The 18,757-nt window shown below is 59.7% G+C and carries 17 protein-coding genes and 4 tRNA genes; 3 read left to right on the forward strand and 18 right to left on the reverse strand.

What is annotated here, in order from left to right:
• Window positions 1–6: 6 nt before the first annotated feature.
• On the reverse strand, window positions 7–918 hold the full coding sequence (locus J5M72_RS07675) for a siderophore-interacting protein (protein WP_207864983.1): 912 nt from the start codon (window positions 916–918) through the stop codon (window positions 7–9).
• A gap of 87 nt (window positions 919–1,005) precedes the next feature.
• The gene (locus tag J5M72_RS07680; protein WP_207864985.1) at window positions 1,006–1,374 is read right to left on the reverse strand and encodes an SPOR domain-containing protein; all 369 of its coding nucleotides are present in this window, start codon (window positions 1,372–1,374) and stop codon (window positions 1,006–1,008) included.
• Between the two features lie 250 nt (window positions 1,375–1,624).
• On the opposite strand from J5M72_RS07680, the gene csrA reads away from it, so the two are divergent.
• Window positions 1,625–1,819, forward strand: coding sequence for a carbon storage regulator CsrA (csrA, locus tag J5M72_RS07685; protein ID WP_003179932.1), 195 nt, complete (start codon window positions 1,625–1,627; stop codon window positions 1,817–1,819).
• A gap of 212 nt (window positions 1,820–2,031) precedes the next feature.
• Here csrA and J5M72_RS07690 read toward each other — a convergent pair whose 3' ends face one another.
• Window positions 2,032–2,487 carry a DUF2214 family protein gene (locus J5M72_RS07690; protein ID WP_207865140.1) on the reverse strand — a complete coding sequence of 152 codons (456 nt, stop codon included), beginning with the start codon at window positions 2,485–2,487 and terminating at the stop codon, window positions 2,032–2,034.
• 442 nt (window positions 2,488–2,929) lie between these two features.
• Between J5M72_RS07690 and J5M72_RS07695 the strand changes: the two genes are divergently transcribed.
• Entirely contained in the window at window positions 2,930–3,223 is a 294-nt protein-coding gene (locus J5M72_RS07695) for a hypothetical protein (RefSeq protein ID WP_169429666.1), read from the forward strand.
• Window positions 3,224–3,526: 303 nt separating this feature from the next.
• Here the strand turns inward: J5M72_RS07695 and J5M72_RS07700 are convergent.
• Window positions 3,527–3,603, reverse strand: a tRNA-Val gene (locus J5M72_RS07700).
• A 184-nt stretch (window positions 3,604–3,787) separates the two neighbouring features.
• Here J5M72_RS07700 and J5M72_RS07705 point away from each other — a divergent pair.
• Window positions 3,788–5,071: an FAD-binding oxidoreductase gene (locus tag J5M72_RS07705; protein WP_207864987.1), complete on the forward strand. Its 1,284-nt coding sequence runs from the start codon at window positions 3,788–3,790 to the stop codon at window positions 5,069–5,071.
• A gap of 51 nt (window positions 5,072–5,122) precedes the next feature.
• Here the strand turns inward: J5M72_RS07705 and J5M72_RS07710 are convergent, their stop codons facing one another.
• From J5M72_RS07710 to accD, 14 genes are all read right to left on the reverse strand, one after another.
• Window positions 5,123–6,094 (reverse strand): XdhC family protein, encoded by a 972-nt coding sequence (locus J5M72_RS07710; RefSeq protein ID WP_207864989.1) that lies wholly within the window; start codon window positions 6,092–6,094, stop codon window positions 5,123–5,125.
• Between the two features lie 2 nt (window positions 6,095–6,096).
• A complete protein-coding gene (locus J5M72_RS07715; protein ID WP_207864991.1) occupies window positions 6,097–7,332 on the reverse strand; it encodes a cytochrome c in 1,236 nt (411 codons plus the stop codon).
• Between the two features lie 2 nt (window positions 7,333–7,334).
• Complete coding sequence (locus J5M72_RS07720; protein ID WP_039771584.1) at window positions 7,335–7,874, reverse strand: (2Fe-2S)-binding protein; 540 nt, start codon at window positions 7,872–7,874, stop codon at window positions 7,335–7,337.
• A complete protein-coding gene (locus J5M72_RS07725; protein ID WP_207864993.1) occupies window positions 7,867–10,698 on the reverse strand; it encodes a xanthine dehydrogenase family protein molybdopterin-binding subunit in 2,832 nt (943 codons plus the stop codon). Before J5M72_RS07725 ends, J5M72_RS07720 begins: the two co-directional genes overlap by 8 nt.
• 421 nt (window positions 10,699–11,119) lie before the next feature.
• A tRNA-Asp gene (locus tag J5M72_RS07730) sits at window positions 11,120–11,196 on the reverse strand.
• Between the two features lie 93 nt (window positions 11,197–11,289).
• A tRNA-Asp gene (locus J5M72_RS07735) sits at window positions 11,290–11,366 on the reverse strand.
• 55 nt (window positions 11,367–11,421) lie between these two features.
• Window positions 11,422–11,497, reverse strand: a tRNA-Val gene (locus J5M72_RS07740).
• Between the two features lie 90 nt (window positions 11,498–11,587).
• Window positions 11,588–12,364 carry an SDR family oxidoreductase gene (locus J5M72_RS07745; RefSeq protein ID WP_207864995.1) on the reverse strand — a complete coding sequence of 259 codons (777 nt, stop codon included), beginning with the start codon at window positions 12,362–12,364 and terminating at the stop codon, window positions 11,588–11,590.
• The gene (locus J5M72_RS07750) at window positions 12,361–13,572 is read right to left on the reverse strand and encodes an O-succinylhomoserine sulfhydrylase (RefSeq protein ID WP_207864997.1); all 1,212 of its coding nucleotides are present in this window, start codon (window positions 13,570–13,572) and stop codon (window positions 12,361–12,363) included. The genes J5M72_RS07745 and J5M72_RS07750 overlap by 4 nt, the downstream gene beginning before the upstream one ends.
• 80 nt (window positions 13,573–13,652) lie before the next feature.
• Window positions 13,653–15,158 (reverse strand): amidophosphoribosyltransferase, encoded by a 1,506-nt coding sequence (gene purF, locus J5M72_RS07755; RefSeq protein WP_007956466.1) that lies wholly within the window; start codon window positions 15,156–15,158, stop codon window positions 13,653–13,655.
• Window positions 15,159–15,199: 41 nt separating this feature from the next.
• On the reverse strand, window positions 15,200–15,760 hold the full coding sequence (locus tag J5M72_RS07760) for a CvpA family protein (protein ID WP_207864999.1): 561 nt from the start codon (window positions 15,758–15,760) through the stop codon (window positions 15,200–15,202).
• 98 nt (window positions 15,761–15,858) lie between these two features.
• The gene (locus J5M72_RS07765; RefSeq protein WP_207865001.1) at window positions 15,859–16,533 is read right to left on the reverse strand and encodes an SPOR domain-containing protein; all 675 of its coding nucleotides are present in this window, start codon (window positions 16,531–16,533) and stop codon (window positions 15,859–15,861) included.
• Window positions 16,517–17,824, reverse strand: coding sequence for a bifunctional tetrahydrofolate synthase/dihydrofolate synthase (gene folC / locus J5M72_RS07770; protein ID WP_207865003.1), 1,308 nt, complete (start codon window positions 17,822–17,824; stop codon window positions 16,517–16,519). The genes J5M72_RS07765 and folC overlap by 17 nt, the downstream gene beginning before the upstream one ends.
• Window positions 17,821–18,741 (reverse strand): acetyl-CoA carboxylase, carboxyltransferase subunit beta, encoded by a 921-nt coding sequence (accD, locus tag J5M72_RS07775; RefSeq protein WP_169429656.1) that lies wholly within the window; start codon window positions 18,739–18,741, stop codon window positions 17,821–17,823. Before accD ends, folC begins: the two co-directional genes overlap by 4 nt.
• Window positions 18,742–18,757: the final 16 nt, after the last annotated feature.

Below are 18,757 nucleotides of genomic sequence, written 5' to 3' on the forward strand. Positions count from 1 at the left end.
TTGTGGTCAGCTGCCGGGCTTGTTGTAACGCCAGTAACCCATCAGATTGAGTGATTCACGAGGAATACCGCGCTCCTTGATCAGGTATCTGCGCAAATTCATGACTGCAGCCGATTCACCGGCGATCCAGCCATAGAATCCTTCCGTGGCGGCTTCAGCGATTTCCCAGAGGATCTCCTGATCGACATCAACGTCGGCCAACTCCACCGCCTTGGCGACGAGTGATGTGTCGACGGGCAATGCAGCCTTTCGCACCGCCTCTACCATCAGCGCCCCGGCCACTGTGGTGCCGGCCTGCTCGCGAATCAGCCACTGCACCGACAGACCTGGCCAGTCAGGCACCGCAAGCATGTCCGCCGCGCTGTCGACCTCCAGAAACACTTGGGCCGGAGGTGGATCCGCAAGTACCGCCAATTCATCGAGAATCCCCATCGCCGCAGGCAACGCAGTCGAGTCGGCAACCAGTAAAAGGTGCCTGAGCAACTGCGGAGGCTTCCATTCAAAACCACCCGCCTCGCTCGCCGAGTACCGGCTATCAGGCGCCAGGATTTGCATCGGCTCACCCGGTTGCGCTCGCAAGGCCCAGCGAGAAGCAGGGCCGGTTTCGCCATGCAGAACAAAGTCGATGTCGACCTCACCCTGATCGGCTCGCAAGTGGCGGATGGTGTAGGTACGCATCGGCGGGCGTCGGTCTGCCAGCATCGAGCGCAAACGAGCGTACCATCCCTCATCCTGAGAGAACCTGGCGGGAGAGCCATCCGGCGCCGGGAAGAACAGTTTGACTCGCTGATCAGGAGCCCAGGTAGCCATTTCGCTGACTGCCGAGCCGGCGAGAGTGATCCGCATGAGGTGCGGACTGAGCTGCTGCTTGTGTCGCAATACAACGTCGAACAACTTGTAAGGACTGGCGGAGGCCATGCGGAGCTCCTTCTGAGCATCGTCGGTGACTCCAGTAAAAACGAATCACGCCGGACACCCTTTAGTCAGCTCCGCCGAAAGGAACGTTTACTGCGCTGCGCTGCGCTCGATCACAAGTGTCTCGATGTTCTGCTTTTTCGCCTTGACCAGTGCAGCGTTCACATCGGCCTGTTTCGCTTCGGCTTCGGCTTTGGAATTGAACGGCCCCAGCAGGATCCGGGTCTTTCCGCTGGGATCCTTGATGACATTGGCGATAAACGCATGCTCGATCAACCAGCCGCTCAGATCACTTACGGCTTGAGGTGTTTCGCCGCGCACCTCCAGATCCCACTGCGGTCCGGATACTGTCGCAGGCGTTGTCACCGCTACCGTTTTTGATTTTTGCGTTTCCACGCTCTTGCCTTCACCACATCCTGCCAATGCCAGTGCTGCGACCAAACAGACCAATTTGCGCACAACGCTTCCCTCTGATTTTTTGAAACGGCGATCTTAGCATTCACGAATACTTTCAGAGCCCCGCAAAATGGGCACAAAACTACGAGATTGATGGTTGCCGCACCTGTATAGTTACGCGCTGGGAATTAATGCCACGTCTGCGCGTCAGAAAGAGGCACCCAAACCGTGAGACTTCGCACTAATCTATACGTACCACCGACCTCTGCACTGTCTGAATCAGGTGCCCTACAAAGCAATCAAGGAGAAGACCATGCTGATACTCACCCGCAAAGTCGGTGAAAGCATAAACATCGGTGATGACATTACCATCACCATTCTCGGCGTAAGCGGCCAGCAGGTTCGCATCGGCATCAACGCGCCAAAGAACGTTGCCGTACACCGTGAAGAAATTTACCAGCGCATTCAGGCCGGCCTGACCGCTCCGGACAAGCCACAAACCCCCTGAGCCACGTCGTAGTCAGTAGCCAGTTCGTTCACCTTCGCGTAATGACTGGCTAAAGAACCGAGCGCCGTTTTGCCACCCCCACCTCCCTGGTGACGGCGCAGGCCATACAGACTCCCTTGCTGCACGTCTTCTTTTTTCGCTACCGATACTAACCATGATCACAATGGTTGGCTGTCGGACGTTTCCGAATAGAAGCCAGGAATCGTGCCAACCTAGCCGAATGTCACTCCCCGTGCCATCCCGGTGGCTGCCATCACCATCAGCACCAGCAACAGCGCTTCAGCATGACTGATCCGCGCGAAGACTTTTGCACGCCCGCTATCGAACGAGGTGCCGCGGCCCCTGGCCATGCGCCATTTGATCAGCGTAATCATCGGAGCCAATTCCAGAACCAGAATCAGCACAAGCAGTGTCATCTTCACGTGGAACAGCGGTTGATGCAGGTAATAGTCGGCACCCTTTTCATACCCGCCAAAGGCTCGCATGCCACCGCTCATCAGCAGCACCAATGCCGATATCCCCCACAGATTATCCGCGAGCAATACCCGCCCGACATCACCACCCCCGGCAGCCAGACGACTGAATGCCGTGCCGCGGGTCAATACAGCCCAGAATCCCAGGGCGAACGCCAGTAGATGAACCGCTGCAAGAAACCAATGAACGAGCATTGTTGAACTCCCGTCAGACTGAGATTGAAATCGGCCAGACAGTAGTAGTCGATAATGTATGGTTTTGCCCGGCAGCGCCCATGGCGGGCAATGCATGCCAGGAGCAAGGGCAGGATGGCGATTGAAGGAGGCAAATCGCAGGCAAAAAAAATCCCAAGCAGCTGATGGAAGCTTGGGATTTAAAAATGCATAAACCGTGGTGGTGAACGCGGGGCGGATACTACTGATTTTTTCAGTATGTAACAACGTATTTTTGATAACCGGTTGGTTCAATAAAATCGTAAGCCTTTCAATATCCACACTATTTTTATGGTCGTCGAGATTTCGAAGATCAAAAAGTCATTTTCAGGAAAGCCCCCTCATACAAAACAGAAAAGGCCTACATTCTCATCAGGTGATCTGACGTAAAAAGCCCGAATTCTTATTTCCAATGGAGTTTTGGGTGACTCAACCATTCGATGGCATGAACAGAAAGGCCATAACCAATACGCACCACACGATACGATATGTCAGGAAGCTAGCTAGAGCGCTGAAGCGGATTGCAGGGCTGGAAAGCGCCAAACCATGCGCAACGCCTGTTCGAATGTATCGGGAAGAGTTTGAACACAGCCTGAAAAATCTGAACGGCTTGATGAGCCTCCCTCGATTACCGAGCGGGGAATACGCCGATCCACACACTCAAGCGTCATGGATTCAATGGAAAAACGACGAACAACAAAAAGACCTCAATTTATAAACCTCTGAAAATCCATCGCCAGTTCGTAGATCAATCTCACCATCCGCCGCCAGGATCGCCCTCCACCACGCGTCCAAGTGACTTCCCGCAGGAATACATCCAGGCATTGCCGGGGCACGCGGACGAGAAGATGACGACGCACTACCAGGAGGGCACGGCGACTGGACGATCGAGTACGTGAGGTGGGCGCCGAATTGGCGCTCCGAGATGGGGTTTTGCAAAAGTTTTGCAAATCGCAGGCAACAAAAAAGGGCCCACCTTTCGGTGGGCCCTTCCAGACCGCCCAGCAGAGCGGATTTTGTTTGGTAGGCGCGATTGGACTCGAACCAACGACCCCCACCATGTCAAGGTGGTGCTCTAACCAACTGAGCTACGTGCCTGCTGTGAGGCGGCATTCTACGGAATTCCGGAGGGGTGTCAACACCTTTTTTTCACCTAACCCTATGAATATGCAAAATATTTAATTTCGACCCGCCGCAAGAAGATTTCCCGGTGGCTGGCGGAGGTTTTTCAACTGGGGTAGGATCGCCGCACTCGTAAAATATATTAAACAGAGGCTGCAGGATGGCGAACACCCCTTACCCAGAGTCTTATTACGCTGCGTCGGCCAATGCCGTACCACCACGTCCAGCCTTGCAGGATGATGTGGAGACGGATGTCTGTGTGATCGGCGCTGGTTATACGGGACTTTCCTCGGCCCTTTTCCTGCTGGAAAACGGTTTTCGCGTGACCGTGCTGGAAGCCGCCAAGGTCGGTTTCGGCGCTTCGGGACGCAACGGCGGGCAAATCGTTAACAGCTACAGCCGTGATATCGATGTGATCGAACGCAGCGTCGGCCCGAAGCAAGCTCAGTTGCTCGGGCAGATGGCGTTCGAGGGCGGCCGGATCATTCGCGAGCGAGTCGCCAAATACGATATCCAGTGTGACTTGAAGGACGGCGGCGTATTCGCCGCCCTCACTGCCAGGCAGATGGGCCACCTGGAATCACAGAAGCGCCTGTGGGAGCGTTTCGGACACACCCAGCTCGAGCTGCTGGATCAGCGCCGTATCCGTGAAGTGGTCGCCTGCGATCAATACGTCGGCGGCATGCTCGACATGAGCGGCGGTCACATCCACCCGCTGAATCTGGCACTCGGCGAAGCCGCTGCCGTGGAGTCTCTGGGCGGCACCATCTATGAACAGTCACCGGCCGTGCGCATCGAACGTGGCGCCAACCCGGTCGTGCATACACCAAAGGGCAAGGTCAGGGCCAAATTCATTATCGTTGCCGGCAACGCCTACTTGGGCAACCTAGTACCTGAACTGGCTGCCAAATCGATGCCGTGCGGCACCCAGGTCATCACCACCGAGCCACTGGGCGATGACCTGGCGAAATCTTTGCTGCCGCAGGATTACTGCGTCGAAGACTGCAACTACCTGCTCGACTACTACCGCCTCAGCGGCGACAAACGCCTGATCTTCGGCGGCGGCGTGGTGTATGGCGCGCGGGATCCGGCGAACATCGAAGCGATCATCCGCCCGAAAATGCTCAAGGCATTCCCGCAGCTCAAGGACGTGAAGATCGACTACGCCTGGACCGGCAATTTCCTGCTGACCCTGTCGCGTCTGCCTCAGGTCGGGCGCCTGGGTGACAACATCTATTATTCCCAGGGCTGCAGCGGCCACGGCGTGACCTACACGCACCTGGCCGGCAAAGTACTGGCCGAGGCGCTACGTGGACAAGCCGAGCGCTTCGATGCGTTTGCCGACCTGCCGCACTATCCATTCCCCGGCGGGCAACTGCTGCGCACACCGTTTGCCGCACTCGGCGCGTGGTACTACGGATTACGCGACAAACTCGGTTTCTGACGCGCAAAAAAAGGGCCGCTGAAAAGCGGCCCTTTTTACATTCAGCACGGATTACAACTGATCCCGCGCAATCCCGCTACGAATCCGCAGGATATCCGCGAGCACTGCCAAAGCAATTTCCGACGGTGTCTTGCTGCCAAGGTTAAGACCGATCGGCGCATGAATCCGCGCCAGCTCACCCTCCCCCAGACCGCCAATCCGCCGCAAACGCTCGAAACGCTTCTGTGACGTCTGCAGCGAACCCATCACGCCAATGTAGAACGCTTCGGTACGCACAGCTTCCATCATCGCCAGATCATCGATGCGCGGATCGTGGGTCAACGCCACCACCGCCGTATCACGGTGACAGCCACCATCGGCGATGAACACCGACGGCAATTGCCGGCGGATCTCCACGCCATTGAGCACCACGCCCTCCAGCACCTCCTCACGCGGGTCGCAGAGAATCACTTCGAAGCCCAGACCAACCGCGAACTCCGCACAGGCCTGCGCCACGCTGGAATAGCCAGCCAGCAGCAAACGCTGGGCAGCCCCGATACGGATCCGCACCCGGTCGATTTCACGCTCGATCCGCGCCCCCTGCTCACGATCCGTAAACAGGCTACGCACGCGCGTGGTCAGATCGACCTCGCGAATCAACCGGCGCTGCCCCAGCAACGCCGATTCGAGTTCACGCAGATACGCCTGCACATCGCAGTCGGCGTCAAATTTCTCTACCAGCACGTCGAGAATGCCGCCGCACGGCAGGCTGACCCGCGAACGCGGTTCATCACCTTCGCCATAACGCACGACATTGATTGCATCAAGAAATGCACCTTCGGCGACGCGCTCGAGAAAGTCTTCCTCGACACAGCCACCGGACAGCGACCCGATCCACTGCCCGCCGTCGTTCACCGCCAGCATCGAACCCGGCGCGCGAGGCGCCGAACCGTAGGTCGTCAGCACGGTGCAGAGCCAGATGCGTTGCCCCGCCGTCGACCATTCCAGCGCCCGGCGCACAACCTGCAGATCGAGATGCTGCATGATCAGTGCGCCTTGTGCTCGATGGATGGCGCATCAGCCCGAAGCTTCTGCACATCGCTGACCGCCAGCTCGGCCGACTGACCACCCCCCCCCTGACGCAGGTAGTTCAGCAGATCGGTCAGTTGTTCAGCACCGAGCTTGTCGGCAAAACCGGGCATCGGCTGCATGCGTTCGAATCCGGCGAATTTCTGCTCGCCGATACCGTCTTCGATCACTCGAACCAGATTGCGTGGATCTTCCAGACGCAGCGTGGTGTTGCCGCGCATGGCCACCGCAATATGCGGCTTGCCTTCACCACCGACCGCATGACAGCCGGCGCAGACGTTCAAGTATTCCTGACGACCGCGTTGAGCGCTGACACTGAGTTTTTCCACCGGCATTTCGGTCAGCTCTTTCGCCGCCGGAGGCTTGTCGCCGAGCAGGAAGGTTGCCATTGCTGCCAGATCCGGATCATTCAGGCCCTGAGTGCTGTTGTGGAACACCGGAAACATCTCGTTGAACATCGTGCCCTGGGCACTCATGCCGTGCTTGAGGAACGTGCTCAGGTCCTGATGATTCCAGCCGCGCGCCGCCAGATCCGTCGCCAGCAGACTCGGCGCCAGGTAACCGTTGAGGATGCCGCCGGTCAGGCGCTTGTCCAACTGCATCGCGCCAGGCAGGCCACGTGGCGTATGGCATTCGCCGCAATGGCCGAGCACTTCGACCATGTACTGGCCGCGCTTCCAGGCGTCGCTTTTGCCTTCGGCCGGCTCCAGCTTCAAGGCTTTGCCGTACATCATGTTCCAGCCCATCAGACCCGGACGCACGTTGAACGGAAAGCTCAGGCTCGTCACCGGGGCTGCACGCTCGATCGGCTCGATGGTTTTCAGATACGCGTGAATCGCATCCGAATCCTCACGCGGCATCAAGTGATACGAGGTGTACGGCATCGCCGGATACAGGTTGGCGCCGTCACGACGCTTGCCTTCGGTGAGTGCCGCGAAAAACTCGTCATCGCTGTACAGGCCGATGCCGTGCTCCTTGCTCGGCGTGATATTGGTGCCGTAGATCGTGCCGAACGGCGACACGATTGGCAGGCCGCCAGCAAACGGCGCGCCCCCGGGCGCCGTGTGGCACGCCATGCAGTCGGCCGCGCGGGCGAGGTATTCGCCGCGCTTGACCTGATCATCCGCATGGGCCGCGAGCACAGGCACGGCAAAACCGACCGCCAGGGTCAGGCGGGTCAATAAACGCTTCATGCTTAACCCTCCTTGACCAGGCCGAGATCGGTCAGCACGTTGCGGGTGGCGTTGTAGTAACGCACGTACCCGGTGCAACGGCAGATGTGATGGCCGAGGCTGTCCTCGATGACTTGTTCCAGCTTGCTTTTGACGATCGGCTGGCGCTGCAGCTTTTCCACCAGCACGGTCGCGGCGTTGACGAAGCCCGGTGCGCAGTAGCTGCACTGGAAGGCGAATTCATCAACGAAACGCTGCTGGATCGGGTTCAGCTCGGTGACCTGGCCTTGCTCGTCACGCTTGGCATGGCCTTCGATGGTGCGGACCTTCTTGCCCTCAAAGTAATGCGCGCCGGTGATGCAGGTGCGCACTTCTTCGCTGGTGCCGTCCGGGTTGTCGACGATCACCACGCAGGCGTGGCAGATGCCCTGGCCGCAGCCCAGGCGCGAACCGGTGAGGTTCTTGTATTCGTGCAGGTAATCGATCATCGGCAGGTCATCAGGGATGTCCACCGGACCGACGGATTGACCGTTGAGGGTCAGTTGAAGCGGACGGTTAGCCATTGAGGGCCTCCTTGATGCGCGCAGCAGTGATTGGAAGATCGCGGACACGTTTGCCGATGGCGTGGGCCACGGCGTTACCGATGGCGCCGACCACCGGGATCATCACCACTTCGGCGATGCCTTTGGACGGGTCGCTTGACGACAGCGGCGGCAGGATTTCCGACGTCTGCTGCCACACCGCCACATGCCGCGCCATCGGCAGGCGATAACGGTTGAAGTTCCAGTCACCCTCCCCCGGGCCGCCCTCGTACAGCGGCATCTCTTCCATCAAGGCGTGACCGATGCCCATGGCGATCCCGCCTTCGAGCTGGCCACGAACCAGTTCTTCGACCAGCACCCGGCCGCATTCCAGCCACGAGTGATGGTTGAGCACTTCGACTTCTGCCGACCCTTTGTTGACCTTCAACTCGACCAGCGTTGCGACCGGGCTGTAATAGGTCACGGCAGCGTTGTTCAACTGAACCACCGGATAGGCGATGTTCTGCCGATCCAGCAAATGGAAACCGGCGCTGGTCATCTGCGCCTTTTTCGCTTTTGGCGCACCATCACCGTATTTCACCGCCAGACCGTCGAGCGGCAGACGCTCGCGCACGCCGTCGATGCTGTATTCGGCTTCGGCCCAGCTCCAGCGGTTAAAACCGTGAACCGTGGCGCCGGTGACCAGACCGCGCTCGTGGGCATGCTTGGCCAGCTCTTCAAAGCTCAGTGGCTGCATGCCGTTGGCGGTCAGTTTGCCGTCGACCCAATGCGCGTCTTCGCGGCGCACCACGTAGGGGTTGGCCTGGCCGCCGTACGGGCCCTGACGCCAGATCTCCAGCGCCGCCGGCCACAGACCGTGATTGAACAGCACGCGCGCCGCTTCACGGGTGGCGTGGCTGAAGTAGTAGGCGGAGTTGGTCGCGGACGAGGCCGACGCCAGTTTGCCGACCCAGCGCGGGTTACGCAGGAAGTTGTCCTGCTCGGCCTGGCTCATGATGTAAGGGTTGCCGGCGGTGACCAGCTGCATTTCCTTCCATTCGGTTTCGCCGGTCTTCACATCATGCGCCGGGCTGCCGAGGAAATCGGCGACCACCAGGGCTTGCGAAGTGGACATGCCGGTGCCGATCTCGATGCCGATATGACGCAGGGAAATGCGCCCTTCAGCGGTGAATTCGATGCTGGCCATCGGTGCTTCGGAACCGGTGCCAAAATCTTTCTGGCAAATGGCGAAACCCACGCCATACCAGTTGTCCGGATCCGCCGCTTCACGCTGTTTCTTGATAGCGTCGCGGTTTTTCCAGACTTCGTGCAGCGAAGCCTTGTCGAGAATCTCGTGCAGGCGCAACGCACCGGCCGGGATCGCGCCCTGGGTGTTTTTCATCCCCGAGCGCAGCGCGTTCTTGCGGCGCAGATCGATGGCATCGACACCGAGGCGATCGGCGATTTCGTCGACCATCATTTCGGTGGAGGCCATGCTCTGCAGCGTGCCGTAGCCGCGCATCGAACCCGCTTCAACCGCTCGGGAATGGTAAGCGGTGACCTGCAGGTCGCTCTGCGGCATGTAGTAGATCGACTGCGCCGCAGTAGCGCCAACGGCCGCTACCGACGGGCTGTAGTTGATCCGACCGCCACCGTCGACGCTCATCTCGGCGCGGAAAATCTTGAAGCTGTGATCGGTCTTGTCCACTGCCAACTGGTAGCGGATGTCGAACGGGTGGCGCTTGATGCCGCTCTGGAATTGCTCGTAACGGTCGTTGGCCAGTCGAATCGGCACACCTGCGCCGTACAACGCCGCCAAGGCCGCGTAGTAGACGAAAATGTTGTGGTCCTTGGAGCCGTAGCCGACGGTGTAACCCGGATGCATGTTCAGGTTGGCCAGGCCGAAACGCGACGGCGAGATCATCTTCGCGGTCTCGGTTGCCGCTTCCAGCGGGCACTGGGTGGCGACGACGAAATGCAGGGTCTTGGTGGCCGGGTCGAACCAGCCGTTGCCGTTGTCCGGCTCCATCGCGGCCGGTTCAATCGACGGGGTCTTGTAACGCTCGTCGAACACCAGCCAGTTGTCCGGCGGGGTGTCGATCTCTTTCTTCATGCGGTCAGCGTAGAACAGGCCGCGCTCGGTCAGGTTGCCATGCAGGTTCGGCTGGGAATTCCACACCGGGCGACGGTTTTTGAGCATCGGGAACAGGATCGAATCCTTGAGGCTGGCGAACTCGTCTTCGTCCGCCGAGGTCGGGCCACCGACGCGCACGTAGCGGAAGCTGCCATAGGGATCGCCTTCGTAGAACGGCACTTTTGCACCGTAACGAATCGCTTTGTCATTGAATTTGAGCTTGTTCTTGGCCTGACGGAAACGCTCGAAGTCGTTCCAGATAAGGATCGCAACCGGGTGGCCGATGAACATCGGCACCTTGCCTTCCGGCAGCAGGGGATCCGGCGCGTGCTCTTCGGGGAACACGATGCCGTCCTTGTCCAGGTCGGCAGCGGTGACGATGCGGTCAGGCTGCAGATCGGCGCCGAGCCACGACAGATCATAGCCTTCGTAAATGCGGTCGGCCTTGATGGTTTTCAGCAGCATGGCGTGACCTTGCTGCTGGGGCCAGCCCGGCATGTCCTTGGAGCGGATGTCGCGGGCAAACACCTTGCTGCCGCAGACCTTGGACAAGGCATCGTTACGCTGGCGCGCCTTGCCGTTGTTGCCGAGCCACTGCTCGGACGGCACGGTCACGCTGTTTTCCATCAAGGCAGCCAGCGCCTGACTGCTGAGCGGCGTGAGCGTAACGCTCACACCCGCCACCAGCCCGCCCTGAAGGAACGAGCGCCGGGAAATTTCACGGTTGGACATGGATCATCCTCTGGACGGTTATGGATCCGCCCTTCTGGTTATCTACTGGGAATCTCGAGTCTTGCAGAAGCCCTTTTTGACGAAGCAAAGGGCGTGATGACAGTGCAAAGCTGACCGAAAGGTTAACTTTATAGGTTTCTGAGCTCGCAGCAAACAACCAGTTACAAAAATTTGACTAAAGAATCAAAAAATCAATGCGGCATTGCATCGCAGCGACTCAGAGACGCAGGTAGATTGCCCGGCAGCATCGAACGAGCCACGGCTAAGGTTCGTCGCCGGCTACAAGGGACGAATTTTGGAGAGGTCAAATTTCAGACACAAAAAACCCCGGTCTTTCGACCAGGGTCTTTGCTATCGATGCCGAATCAACCAGAGGTTGCTTTCGGTGTTTCAAGGCGTTCAGTGGTCCTTGAAACAGATATGGCGCAGCGGACGGGACTCGAACCCGCGACCCCCGGCGTGACAGGCCGGTATTCTAACCGACTGAACTACCGCTGCGTATCGCTTTGAGCTGATGCTCAAGTAACTCGTTTGACTGAAAGCTTCGGTGCTTTTCAATCACGAACCAGACAGTGTCTGACTCGTTGAATATGGCGCAGCGGACGGGACTCGAACCCGCGACCCCCGGCGTGACAGGCCGGTATTCTAACCGACTGAACTACCGCTGCGCGTCGGTGCAGGCACTTTCAGCCTACGCTCTTGTTTACACAAGTATCTCTGGAGTGGTGGGTGATGACGGGATCGAACCGCCGACATTCTGCTTGTAAGGCAGACGCTCTCCCAGCTGAGCTAATCACCCGTTTGCATCTCCGAGGCCGCGAAATTTACGCAGGTAGCGAACCTAAGTCAATAGCAGGATTGAAGTTTTTCTCAAAAAGACAAAAACATGTCATTCCGAGTAAATCATCTTCTTGGTCATACCGCCGTCGACCACGAATTCCTGCCCCGTCACAAACCCTGCATTTTTCGACAGCAGCCAGGCCACCATCGCCGCCACATCCTCGACCGTCCCTACCCGGCCCGCCGGATGCTGAGCATGGTCGATATCGGTCAGCGGCTCCGCACGCCGCGCAGAGGGATCCCGCGCGTCGATCCAGCCCGGACTGACCGCGTTGACCCGAATCTCGGGCCCGAGGCTGATTGCCAGCGCATGAGTCAACGCCAGCAAGCCGCCCTTGCTCGCCGCATAGGCTTCGGTATCGGGTTCCGATTGCGCCGCACGGGTCGAGGCCAGATTGACGATCGCCCCGTTGTGCGCCCGCAGATACGGCGCGCAGTGCTTGGCCAGCAACATCGGCCCACTGAGATTCACCGCCAGCACCCGATTCCAGTAGGCCAGATCAAGGCTTTCCAGGGTGATGTTGTGCGGATCGGCCACCGCCGCGTTGCACACCAACGCATCCAGACGACCGAACTGCCCCAGCACTTCCGCGACGCCAAGCGCCACCTGACTTTCATCCGCCACATCCATGGCGATAAACCAGGCGTTTTCGCCGAGCACCTTCGTCACCTTGGAGCCCCGCGCCCGATCCAGGTCCGTCAGCACCACTTGCCAGCCTTCGCTGATCAGCCACGCCGCGATCCCCAGACCGATACCGCGAGCGGCACCCGTGACCAGCGCAACGCGGCCATGAGTGCCCGTCTTGGGAGTGGACAATTCGATCACAACGCCGCCAGACCGCGCGCCAGGTCGGCTTGCAGGTCAGCGACGTCTTCCAGACCGACCGCGATGCGGATCAGGCTGTCACGAATCCCCGCCGCTTCACGCTCCTGTGGCGCCAGACGCCCGTGGGAAGTAGTGCTCGGGTGAGTGATGGTGGTTTTGCTGTCACCCAGGTTGGCGGTGATCGAGATCAAACGGGTCGCATCGATAAAGCGCCAGGCGCCCTCTTTGCCGCCCTTGACCTCGAAGCTGACGACCGCACCAAAACCCTTCTGCTGACGCTGGGCCAGTTCGTGCTGCGGATGACTCTTGAGACCGGCGTAATGCACTTTCTCGATGCCGTCCTGCTGTTCCAGCCACTCGGCCAGTTGCTGGGCGTTGGCACAGTGCGCCTTCATCCGCAGGTTCAGGGTTTCCAGGCCTTTGAGGAAGATCCAGGCGTTGAACGGGCTCAGGGTTGGACCGGCGGTACGCAGGAAGCCTACGATTTCCTTCATCTGCTCGCTGCGACCGGCCACCACGCCTCCCATGCAACGGCCCTGGCCATCGATGAACTTGGTGGCCGAGTGCACAACAATGTCTGCACCAAGCTTCAGCGGTTGCTGCAAGGCAGGCGTGCAGAAGCAGTTGTCGACCACCAGCATCGCACCCTTGGCGTGCGCGATTTCCGACAGCGCGGCGATATCCACCAGCTCAGCCAGCGGATTGGACGGCGACTCGACAAACAGCAATTTGGTGTTGGATTTGATCGCTGCGTCCCATGCCGACAGATCGGCCAGCGGCACGTAATCGACTTCCACGCCAAAACGCTTGAAATACTTCTCGAACAGGCTGATGGTCGAACCGAACACACTGCGCGACACCAGCACATGATCGCCAGCACTGCACAAGCTCATCACCACCGCCATGATCGCGGCCATGCCAGTCGCCGTGGCAACTGCTTGCTCGGCGCCTTCCAGCGCAGCAATGCGCTCTTCGAACGAGCGAACGGTCGGGTTGGTATAACGCGAGTAAACGTTGCCTGGCACTTCCCCGGCAAACCGTGCTGCGGCGTCGGCGGCGGTACGGAACACGTAGCTGGAAGTGAAGAACATCGGATCACCGTGCTCGCCTTCCGGCGTACGGTGCTGACCGGCACGTACGGCCAGGGTATCGAACGCTACGCCTTCGAGGTCGCTGTCCAGCCGACCGGCATCCCATTCCTGACTCATGCTGTCACTCCTTGCCCTGTTCTCGATAAATAAAAGTCTTTTGCCAGATACAAAACCGGCCCCTAAGGGCCGGTTGAAACTCAGTTGTTGTAAAGATCGATGATCGCACTGACCGCCTGGGTCTTGACCTTCGAGGCATCGTTGCGTGCCTGTTCGATCTTGTTCAGGTAAGCCTCGTCGACGTCGCCGGTGACGTATTTGCCGTCGAACACCGCGCAGTCGAAGTTTTCGATCTTGATCTTGCCGCCACCGACCGCTTCGATCAAGTCAGGCAGGTCCTGATAGATCAGCCAGTCTGCACCGATCAGATCGGCGACATCCTGGGTCGAACGGTTGTGTGCGATCAGTTCGTGAGCGCTCGGCATGTCGATGCCGTACACGTTCGGGAAGCGCACAGCCGGAGCCGCCGAGCAGAAGTAGACGTTTTTCGCGCCGGCTTCGCGGGCCATCTGGATGATCTGCTTGCAGGTGGTGCCGCGAACGATCGAGTCGTCCACCAGCATCACGTTCTTGCCGCGGAATTCCAGCTCGATGGCGTTGAGCTTCTGGCGTACCGATTTCTTGCGCGCGGCCTGGCCGGGCATGATGAAGGTACGGCCGATGTAACGGTTCTTGACGAAGCCTTCGCGGAATTTCACGCCAAGGTGGTTCGCCAGTTCCAGCGCGGCAGTGCGGCTGGTGTCCGGGATCGGGATGACCACGTCGATGTCGTGCTCAGGACGCTCGCGCAGGATCTTCTCGGCCAGTTTCTCACCCATGCGCAGACGGGCCTTATAGACCGACACGCCGTCGATGATCGAATCCGGACGCGCCAGGTAGACGTGTTCGAAGATGCACGGGGTCAGGGACGGATTGGTCGCGCACTGACGGGTGTGCAGCTTGCCGTCTTCAGTGATGTAGACCGCTTCACCTGGCGCCAGGTCGCGGATCAGGGTGAAGCCGAGCACGTCCAGCGAAACGCTTTCGGACGCGATCATGTACTCGACGCCTTCGTCGGTGTGACGCTGGCCGAACACGATCGGGCGGATGCCGTGCGGGTCACGGAAACCGACGATGCCGTAACCGGTCACCATCGCCACGACGGCGTAGCCACCGACGCAACGGTTGTGCACGTCGGTCACGGCGGCAAACACGTCTTCTTCGGTCGGTTGCAGCTTGCCGCGCTGGGCCAGCTCATGGGCGAACACGTTGAGCAACACTTCCGAGTCGGAGCTGGTGTTGACGTGACGCAGATCGGATTCGTAGATCTCTTTGGCCAACTGTTCAACGTTGGTCAGGTTGCCGTTGTGCGCCAGGGTAATGCCGTAAGGCGAGTTGACGTAGAACGGCTGTGCCTCGGCCGATGTCGAGCTGCCAGCAGTCGGGTAACGGACGTGGCCGATACCCATGTGGCCGACCAGGCGCTGCATGTGACGCTGTTGAAACACGTCACGCACCAGGCCATTGTCCTTGCGCAAGAACAACCGGCCATCATGGCTGGTCACGATACCGGCAGCGTCCTGGCCGCGGTGCTGGAGCACGGTTAGCGCGTCATACAGCGCCTGATTGACGTTCGACTTACCGACGATACCGACGATGCCACACATGCGACGCAACCCCTACTTAATGGATCTGAACTGAACAACACTCACTGAGGCGTTTTGGCCGACGGCAAGAGTTGCTCCTTGAACGGAATATCAGCGGGTACGCTGATTCCGCTGGCAAGCCACTGACTGCTCCACCCGAGAATCAGGTTTTTGGACCAGTCTGCGACCAATAGAAACTTTGGCACGAGCTGTGATTCTTTCCACCACCCGTCCTGCTGTACCGGCCCCAGGCTCAACAGCCCGACCGCCACGACCACCAGCAACACGCCACGCGCAGCGCCGAAGGCCATGCCGAGGAATCGATCGGTCCCGGACAACCCGGTGACGCGAACCAACTCGCCGATAAGATAATTGATCATTGCGCCCACGATCAGTGTGGCGACAAACAAGATGGCACAGCCCGTGATCACACGAGCCGATGGAGTTTGAATGTATCCGGCGAGGTACTCGGACAGTGAGCCACCGAACATCCAGGCAACAGCTCCTGCGATGATCCAGGTCACGAGCGACAACGCTTCTTTGACGAAGCCGCGGCTCAAACTGATCAATGCGGAGATGGCGATGATTGCAACGATCGCCCAGTCAACCCAGGTAAATGGCACAGTGCAGCCTACAGACGGATAAGGCGGCGCATTTTAGCAGAGCGCATGGCTGTCGGTAAGCTGCGATTGTCAGTGCATTTCAATCGGGGCGATAGATTTCAGCCACGCTCGGGCTGGAAGCGCACCACAAACCCCTTGAGGTTTTGCTGGCGGCTCAACAGATCACGCAAACGATCGGCTTCGGCGCGCTCGATCAGCGGACCGACGAACACCCGATTCTTGCCATCGGCCGAACGGATGTAGGCGTTGTAGCCCTGACTGCGCAACGTTTTCTGCAGGCTTTCGGCGCTGGCGCGGCTCGACAGACTGGCCAGTTGCACCGACCAGCTCACCGAAAGGCCGTTGGCGTCGACGCGACTTTGAGTGGTATCCGGTTTGGCAGACAGTGCAGCGATCGGCTGCGTCGGCGCTGCGGCAGGTTTGGCCACGGGAGCCGGCGCAGGTGCAGGTGCAACTGCGACTGGCTTGGCTACCGGCGCTGGAGCCGGAGTCGGCGCCGCAGGCACAATCGGCGCCGCTGGCGCAGTCTGCTGGGCAACTTCGTCATCGCTCGGCACAGGCTCTTGCGGCAGAACCTGAGGCTCAGGCACGGCCACTGTCTCCATCTGGATCTGCGCCACAGCGGGCGCCTGCGGTGCAGCCGGCGCTTCGACGATCACCTGACGCTGTTCATCCTGACGGGAAAACAGCATCGGCAGGAAAATCACCGCCAGCGCTACCAACACCAGGGCACCGACCATGCGCTGCTTGTACGCTTTATCCAGCAAAGCCATTTGCCGCTTCCTCCGTGGAGCGCCGAGACAGCCATTCAAGGGCCTCGGCGACACAATAAAATGATCCGAACAGCAAGATCTCGTCGTCGCTGGTGGCCACTGCGCACTGCCCTTCCAGAGCGGCCGACACGCTGTCATAAGACGTGACCGACGCGCCAAGGTTCTGCAATGCAACATTCAATTCAGCCACCGGACGCGCACGCGGCGAATCCAGTGGCGCCACCGCCCAATGCTGGACGCTGGCATTCAATTCACCGATGACGCCGTCCAGATCCTTGTCCGCCAACAGGCCGAACACGGCCAGGCGCTTGCCGACCGGCGGGTGAGCAGCCAGTCGCCGCGCCAGATACTCCGCTGCATGCGGGTTATGGCCAACATCCAGCAGCAGATTCAGACGCTTGCCGTTCCATTCGAACGAACGACGATCCAGGCGACCGACGACGCGAGTTGCCTGCAAGGCCGCAACAATCTGCCCGGCATCCCATGGCAAACCGAGCAGCAGATAAGCCTGCAACGCCAACGCAGCGTTTTCCATCGGCAGGTCGAGCAAAGGCAAATCACGCAGCTCTACGACCTGACCCTCAGCATCGGTACCACGCCACTGCCAGAACTGATCCGTGATACCCAGATCGAAATCGCGCCCGCGCAGAAAAAACGGGCAAGCAAGCTCGCGCGCCTTGTCCAGCAGGGGTTGCGGAGGATTCAGATCACCGCACAGCGCAGGTTTGCCCTGGCGGAAAATCCCGGCCTTCTCGAAGGCCACGGATTCGCGGGTATTGCCCAGGTAATCGGCATGATCGACACCAATACTGGTGACCAGTGCGATGTCGGCATCGACCACGTTGACCGTGTCCAGACGCCCGCCCAGCCCGACTTCCAGCACCACCGCATCGAGTCCGGCCTGCTGAAACAGCCAGAACGCCGCCAGCGTGCCCATTTCGAAGTAGGTCAGAGACGTCTCGCCACGCCCGGCCTCGACCGCCGCGAAGGCTTCGCACAGCTGCGCATCAGTGGCTTCGACGCCATTGAGCTGCACCCGCTCGTTATAACGCAGCAGGTGCGGAGAATTGTAGACACCAACGCTCAGGCCCTGCGCCCGCAGCAGCGAAGCCACGAAAGCGCAGGTCGAACCCTTGCCGTTGGTGCCGGTGACCGTAATCACCCGAGGCGCCGGCTGGCCCAGCCCCATGCGGGACGCTACCTGTTGCGAACGCTCCAGCCCCATATCGATGGCCGAGGGATGCAACTGCTCAAGGTAGGCGAGCCACTCGCCAAGGGTGCGCTCGGTCATACGTTGGCAGGCACCGGCGGAACGACGATCGGCTCGATCGGCGCAGCAACGTAGGTTGGCGTCGGCTTGCCGGTCAGTTGTGCCAGCAGGTTACCCAGACGCGGACGCAGCTCGCGACGGTCGATGATCAGGTCGATTGCGCCGTGCTCCAGCAGGAATTCGCTGCGCTGGAAGCCTTCCGGCAGTTTTTCACGCACGGTCTGTTCAATCACCCGCGGACCGGCGAAGCCGATCAGAGCCTTAGGCTCGCCGACGATCACGTCGCCCAGCATCGCCAGACTGGCGGAAACGCCGCCGTAGACCGGGTCGGTCAGAACGGAGATGAACGGAATGCCTTCTTCACGCAGGCGCGCCAGCACGGCCGAGGTCTTGGCCATCTGCATCAGCGAGATCAGGGCTTCCTGCATGCGCGCACCACCGGAAGCGGAGAAGCAGACCATCGGGCAACGGTTTTCCAGGGCGTAGTTGGCGGCGCGCACGAAGCGCTCACCGACGATGGCGCCCATGGAGCCACCCATGAAGCTGAATTCGAACGCCGAAACCACGACAGGCATGCCCAGCAGGGTGCCGCTCATGGAAACCAGTGCGTCTTTCTCGCCGGTCTGCTTCTGGGCAGCGACCAGACGGTCCTTGTACTTCTTGCCGTCGCGGAATTTCAGACGGTCAACCGGCTCCAGATCGGCGCCCAGTTCGGCACGGCCTTCGGCGTCAAGGAAGATGTCGATACGCGCACGTGCGCCGATGCGCATGTGGTGGTTGCATTTAGGGCAAACGTCCAGGGTCTTTTCCAGCTCCGGACGATACAGCACGGCCTCGCAGGACGGGCATTTGTGCCACAGACCTTCAGGCACCGAGCTCTTCTTGACCTCCGAACGCATGATCGAAGGGATCAGCTTGTCTACCAACCAGTTGCTCATGCTTTCTTTCTCCAGT

Origin of the sequence: Pseudomonas sp. 58(2021) (genome assembly GCF_017491585.1) — a bacterium.
Taxonomy (GTDB): Bacteria; Pseudomonadota; Gammaproteobacteria; order Pseudomonadales; family Pseudomonadaceae; genus Aquipseudomonas; species Aquipseudomonas fluorescens_BT.

Bases quoted from the DNA above. Each gene is read 5' to 3' on its own strand.
- J5M72_RS07675 (WP_207864983.1), bottom strand. From the start codon at position 918: ATGGCCTCCGCCAGTCCTTACAAGTTGTTCGACGTTGTATTGCGACAC.
- csrA (WP_003179932.1), top strand. From the start codon at position 1,625: ATGCTGATACTCACCCGCAAAGTCGGTGAAAGCATAAACATCGGTGAT.
- J5M72_RS07690 (WP_207865140.1), bottom strand. From the start codon at position 2,487: ATGCTCGTTCATTGGTTTCTTGCAGCGGTTCATCTACTGGCGTTCGCC.
- J5M72_RS07705 (WP_207864987.1), top strand. From the start codon at position 3,788: ATGGCGAACACCCCTTACCCAGAGTCTTATTACGCTGCGTCGGCCAAT.
- J5M72_RS07710 (WP_207864989.1), bottom strand. From the start codon at position 6,094: ATGCAGCATCTCGATCTGCAGGTTGTGCGCCGGGCGCTGGAATGGTCG.
- J5M72_RS07715 (WP_207864991.1), bottom strand. From the start codon at position 7,332: ATGAAGCGTTTATTGACCCGCCTGACCCTGGCGGTCGGTTTTGCCGTG.
- J5M72_RS07720 (WP_039771584.1), bottom strand. From the start codon at position 7,874: ATGGCTAACCGTCCGCTTCAACTGACCCTCAACGGTCAATCCGTCGGT.
- J5M72_RS07725 (WP_207864993.1), bottom strand. From the start codon at position 10,698: ATGTCCAACCGTGAAATTTCCCGGCGCTCGTTCCTTCAGGGCGGGCTG.
- J5M72_RS07750 (WP_207864997.1), bottom strand. From the start codon at position 13,572: ATGAGTCAGGAATGGGATGCCGGTCGGCTGGACAGCGACCTCGAAGGC.
- purF (WP_007956466.1), bottom strand. From the start codon at position 15,158: ATGTGTGGCATCGTCGGTATCGTCGGTAAGTCGAACGTCAATCAGGCG.
- J5M72_RS07765 (WP_207865001.1), bottom strand. From the start codon at position 16,533: ATGGCTTTGCTGGATAAAGCGTACAAGCAGCGCATGGTCGGTGCCCTG.
- folC (WP_207865003.1), bottom strand. From the start codon at position 17,824: ATGACCGAGCGCACCCTTGGCGAGTGGCTCGCCTACCTTGAGCAGTTG.
- accD (WP_169429656.1), bottom strand. From the start codon at position 18,741: ATGAGCAACTGGTTGGTAGACAAGCTGATCCCTTCGATCATGCGTTCG.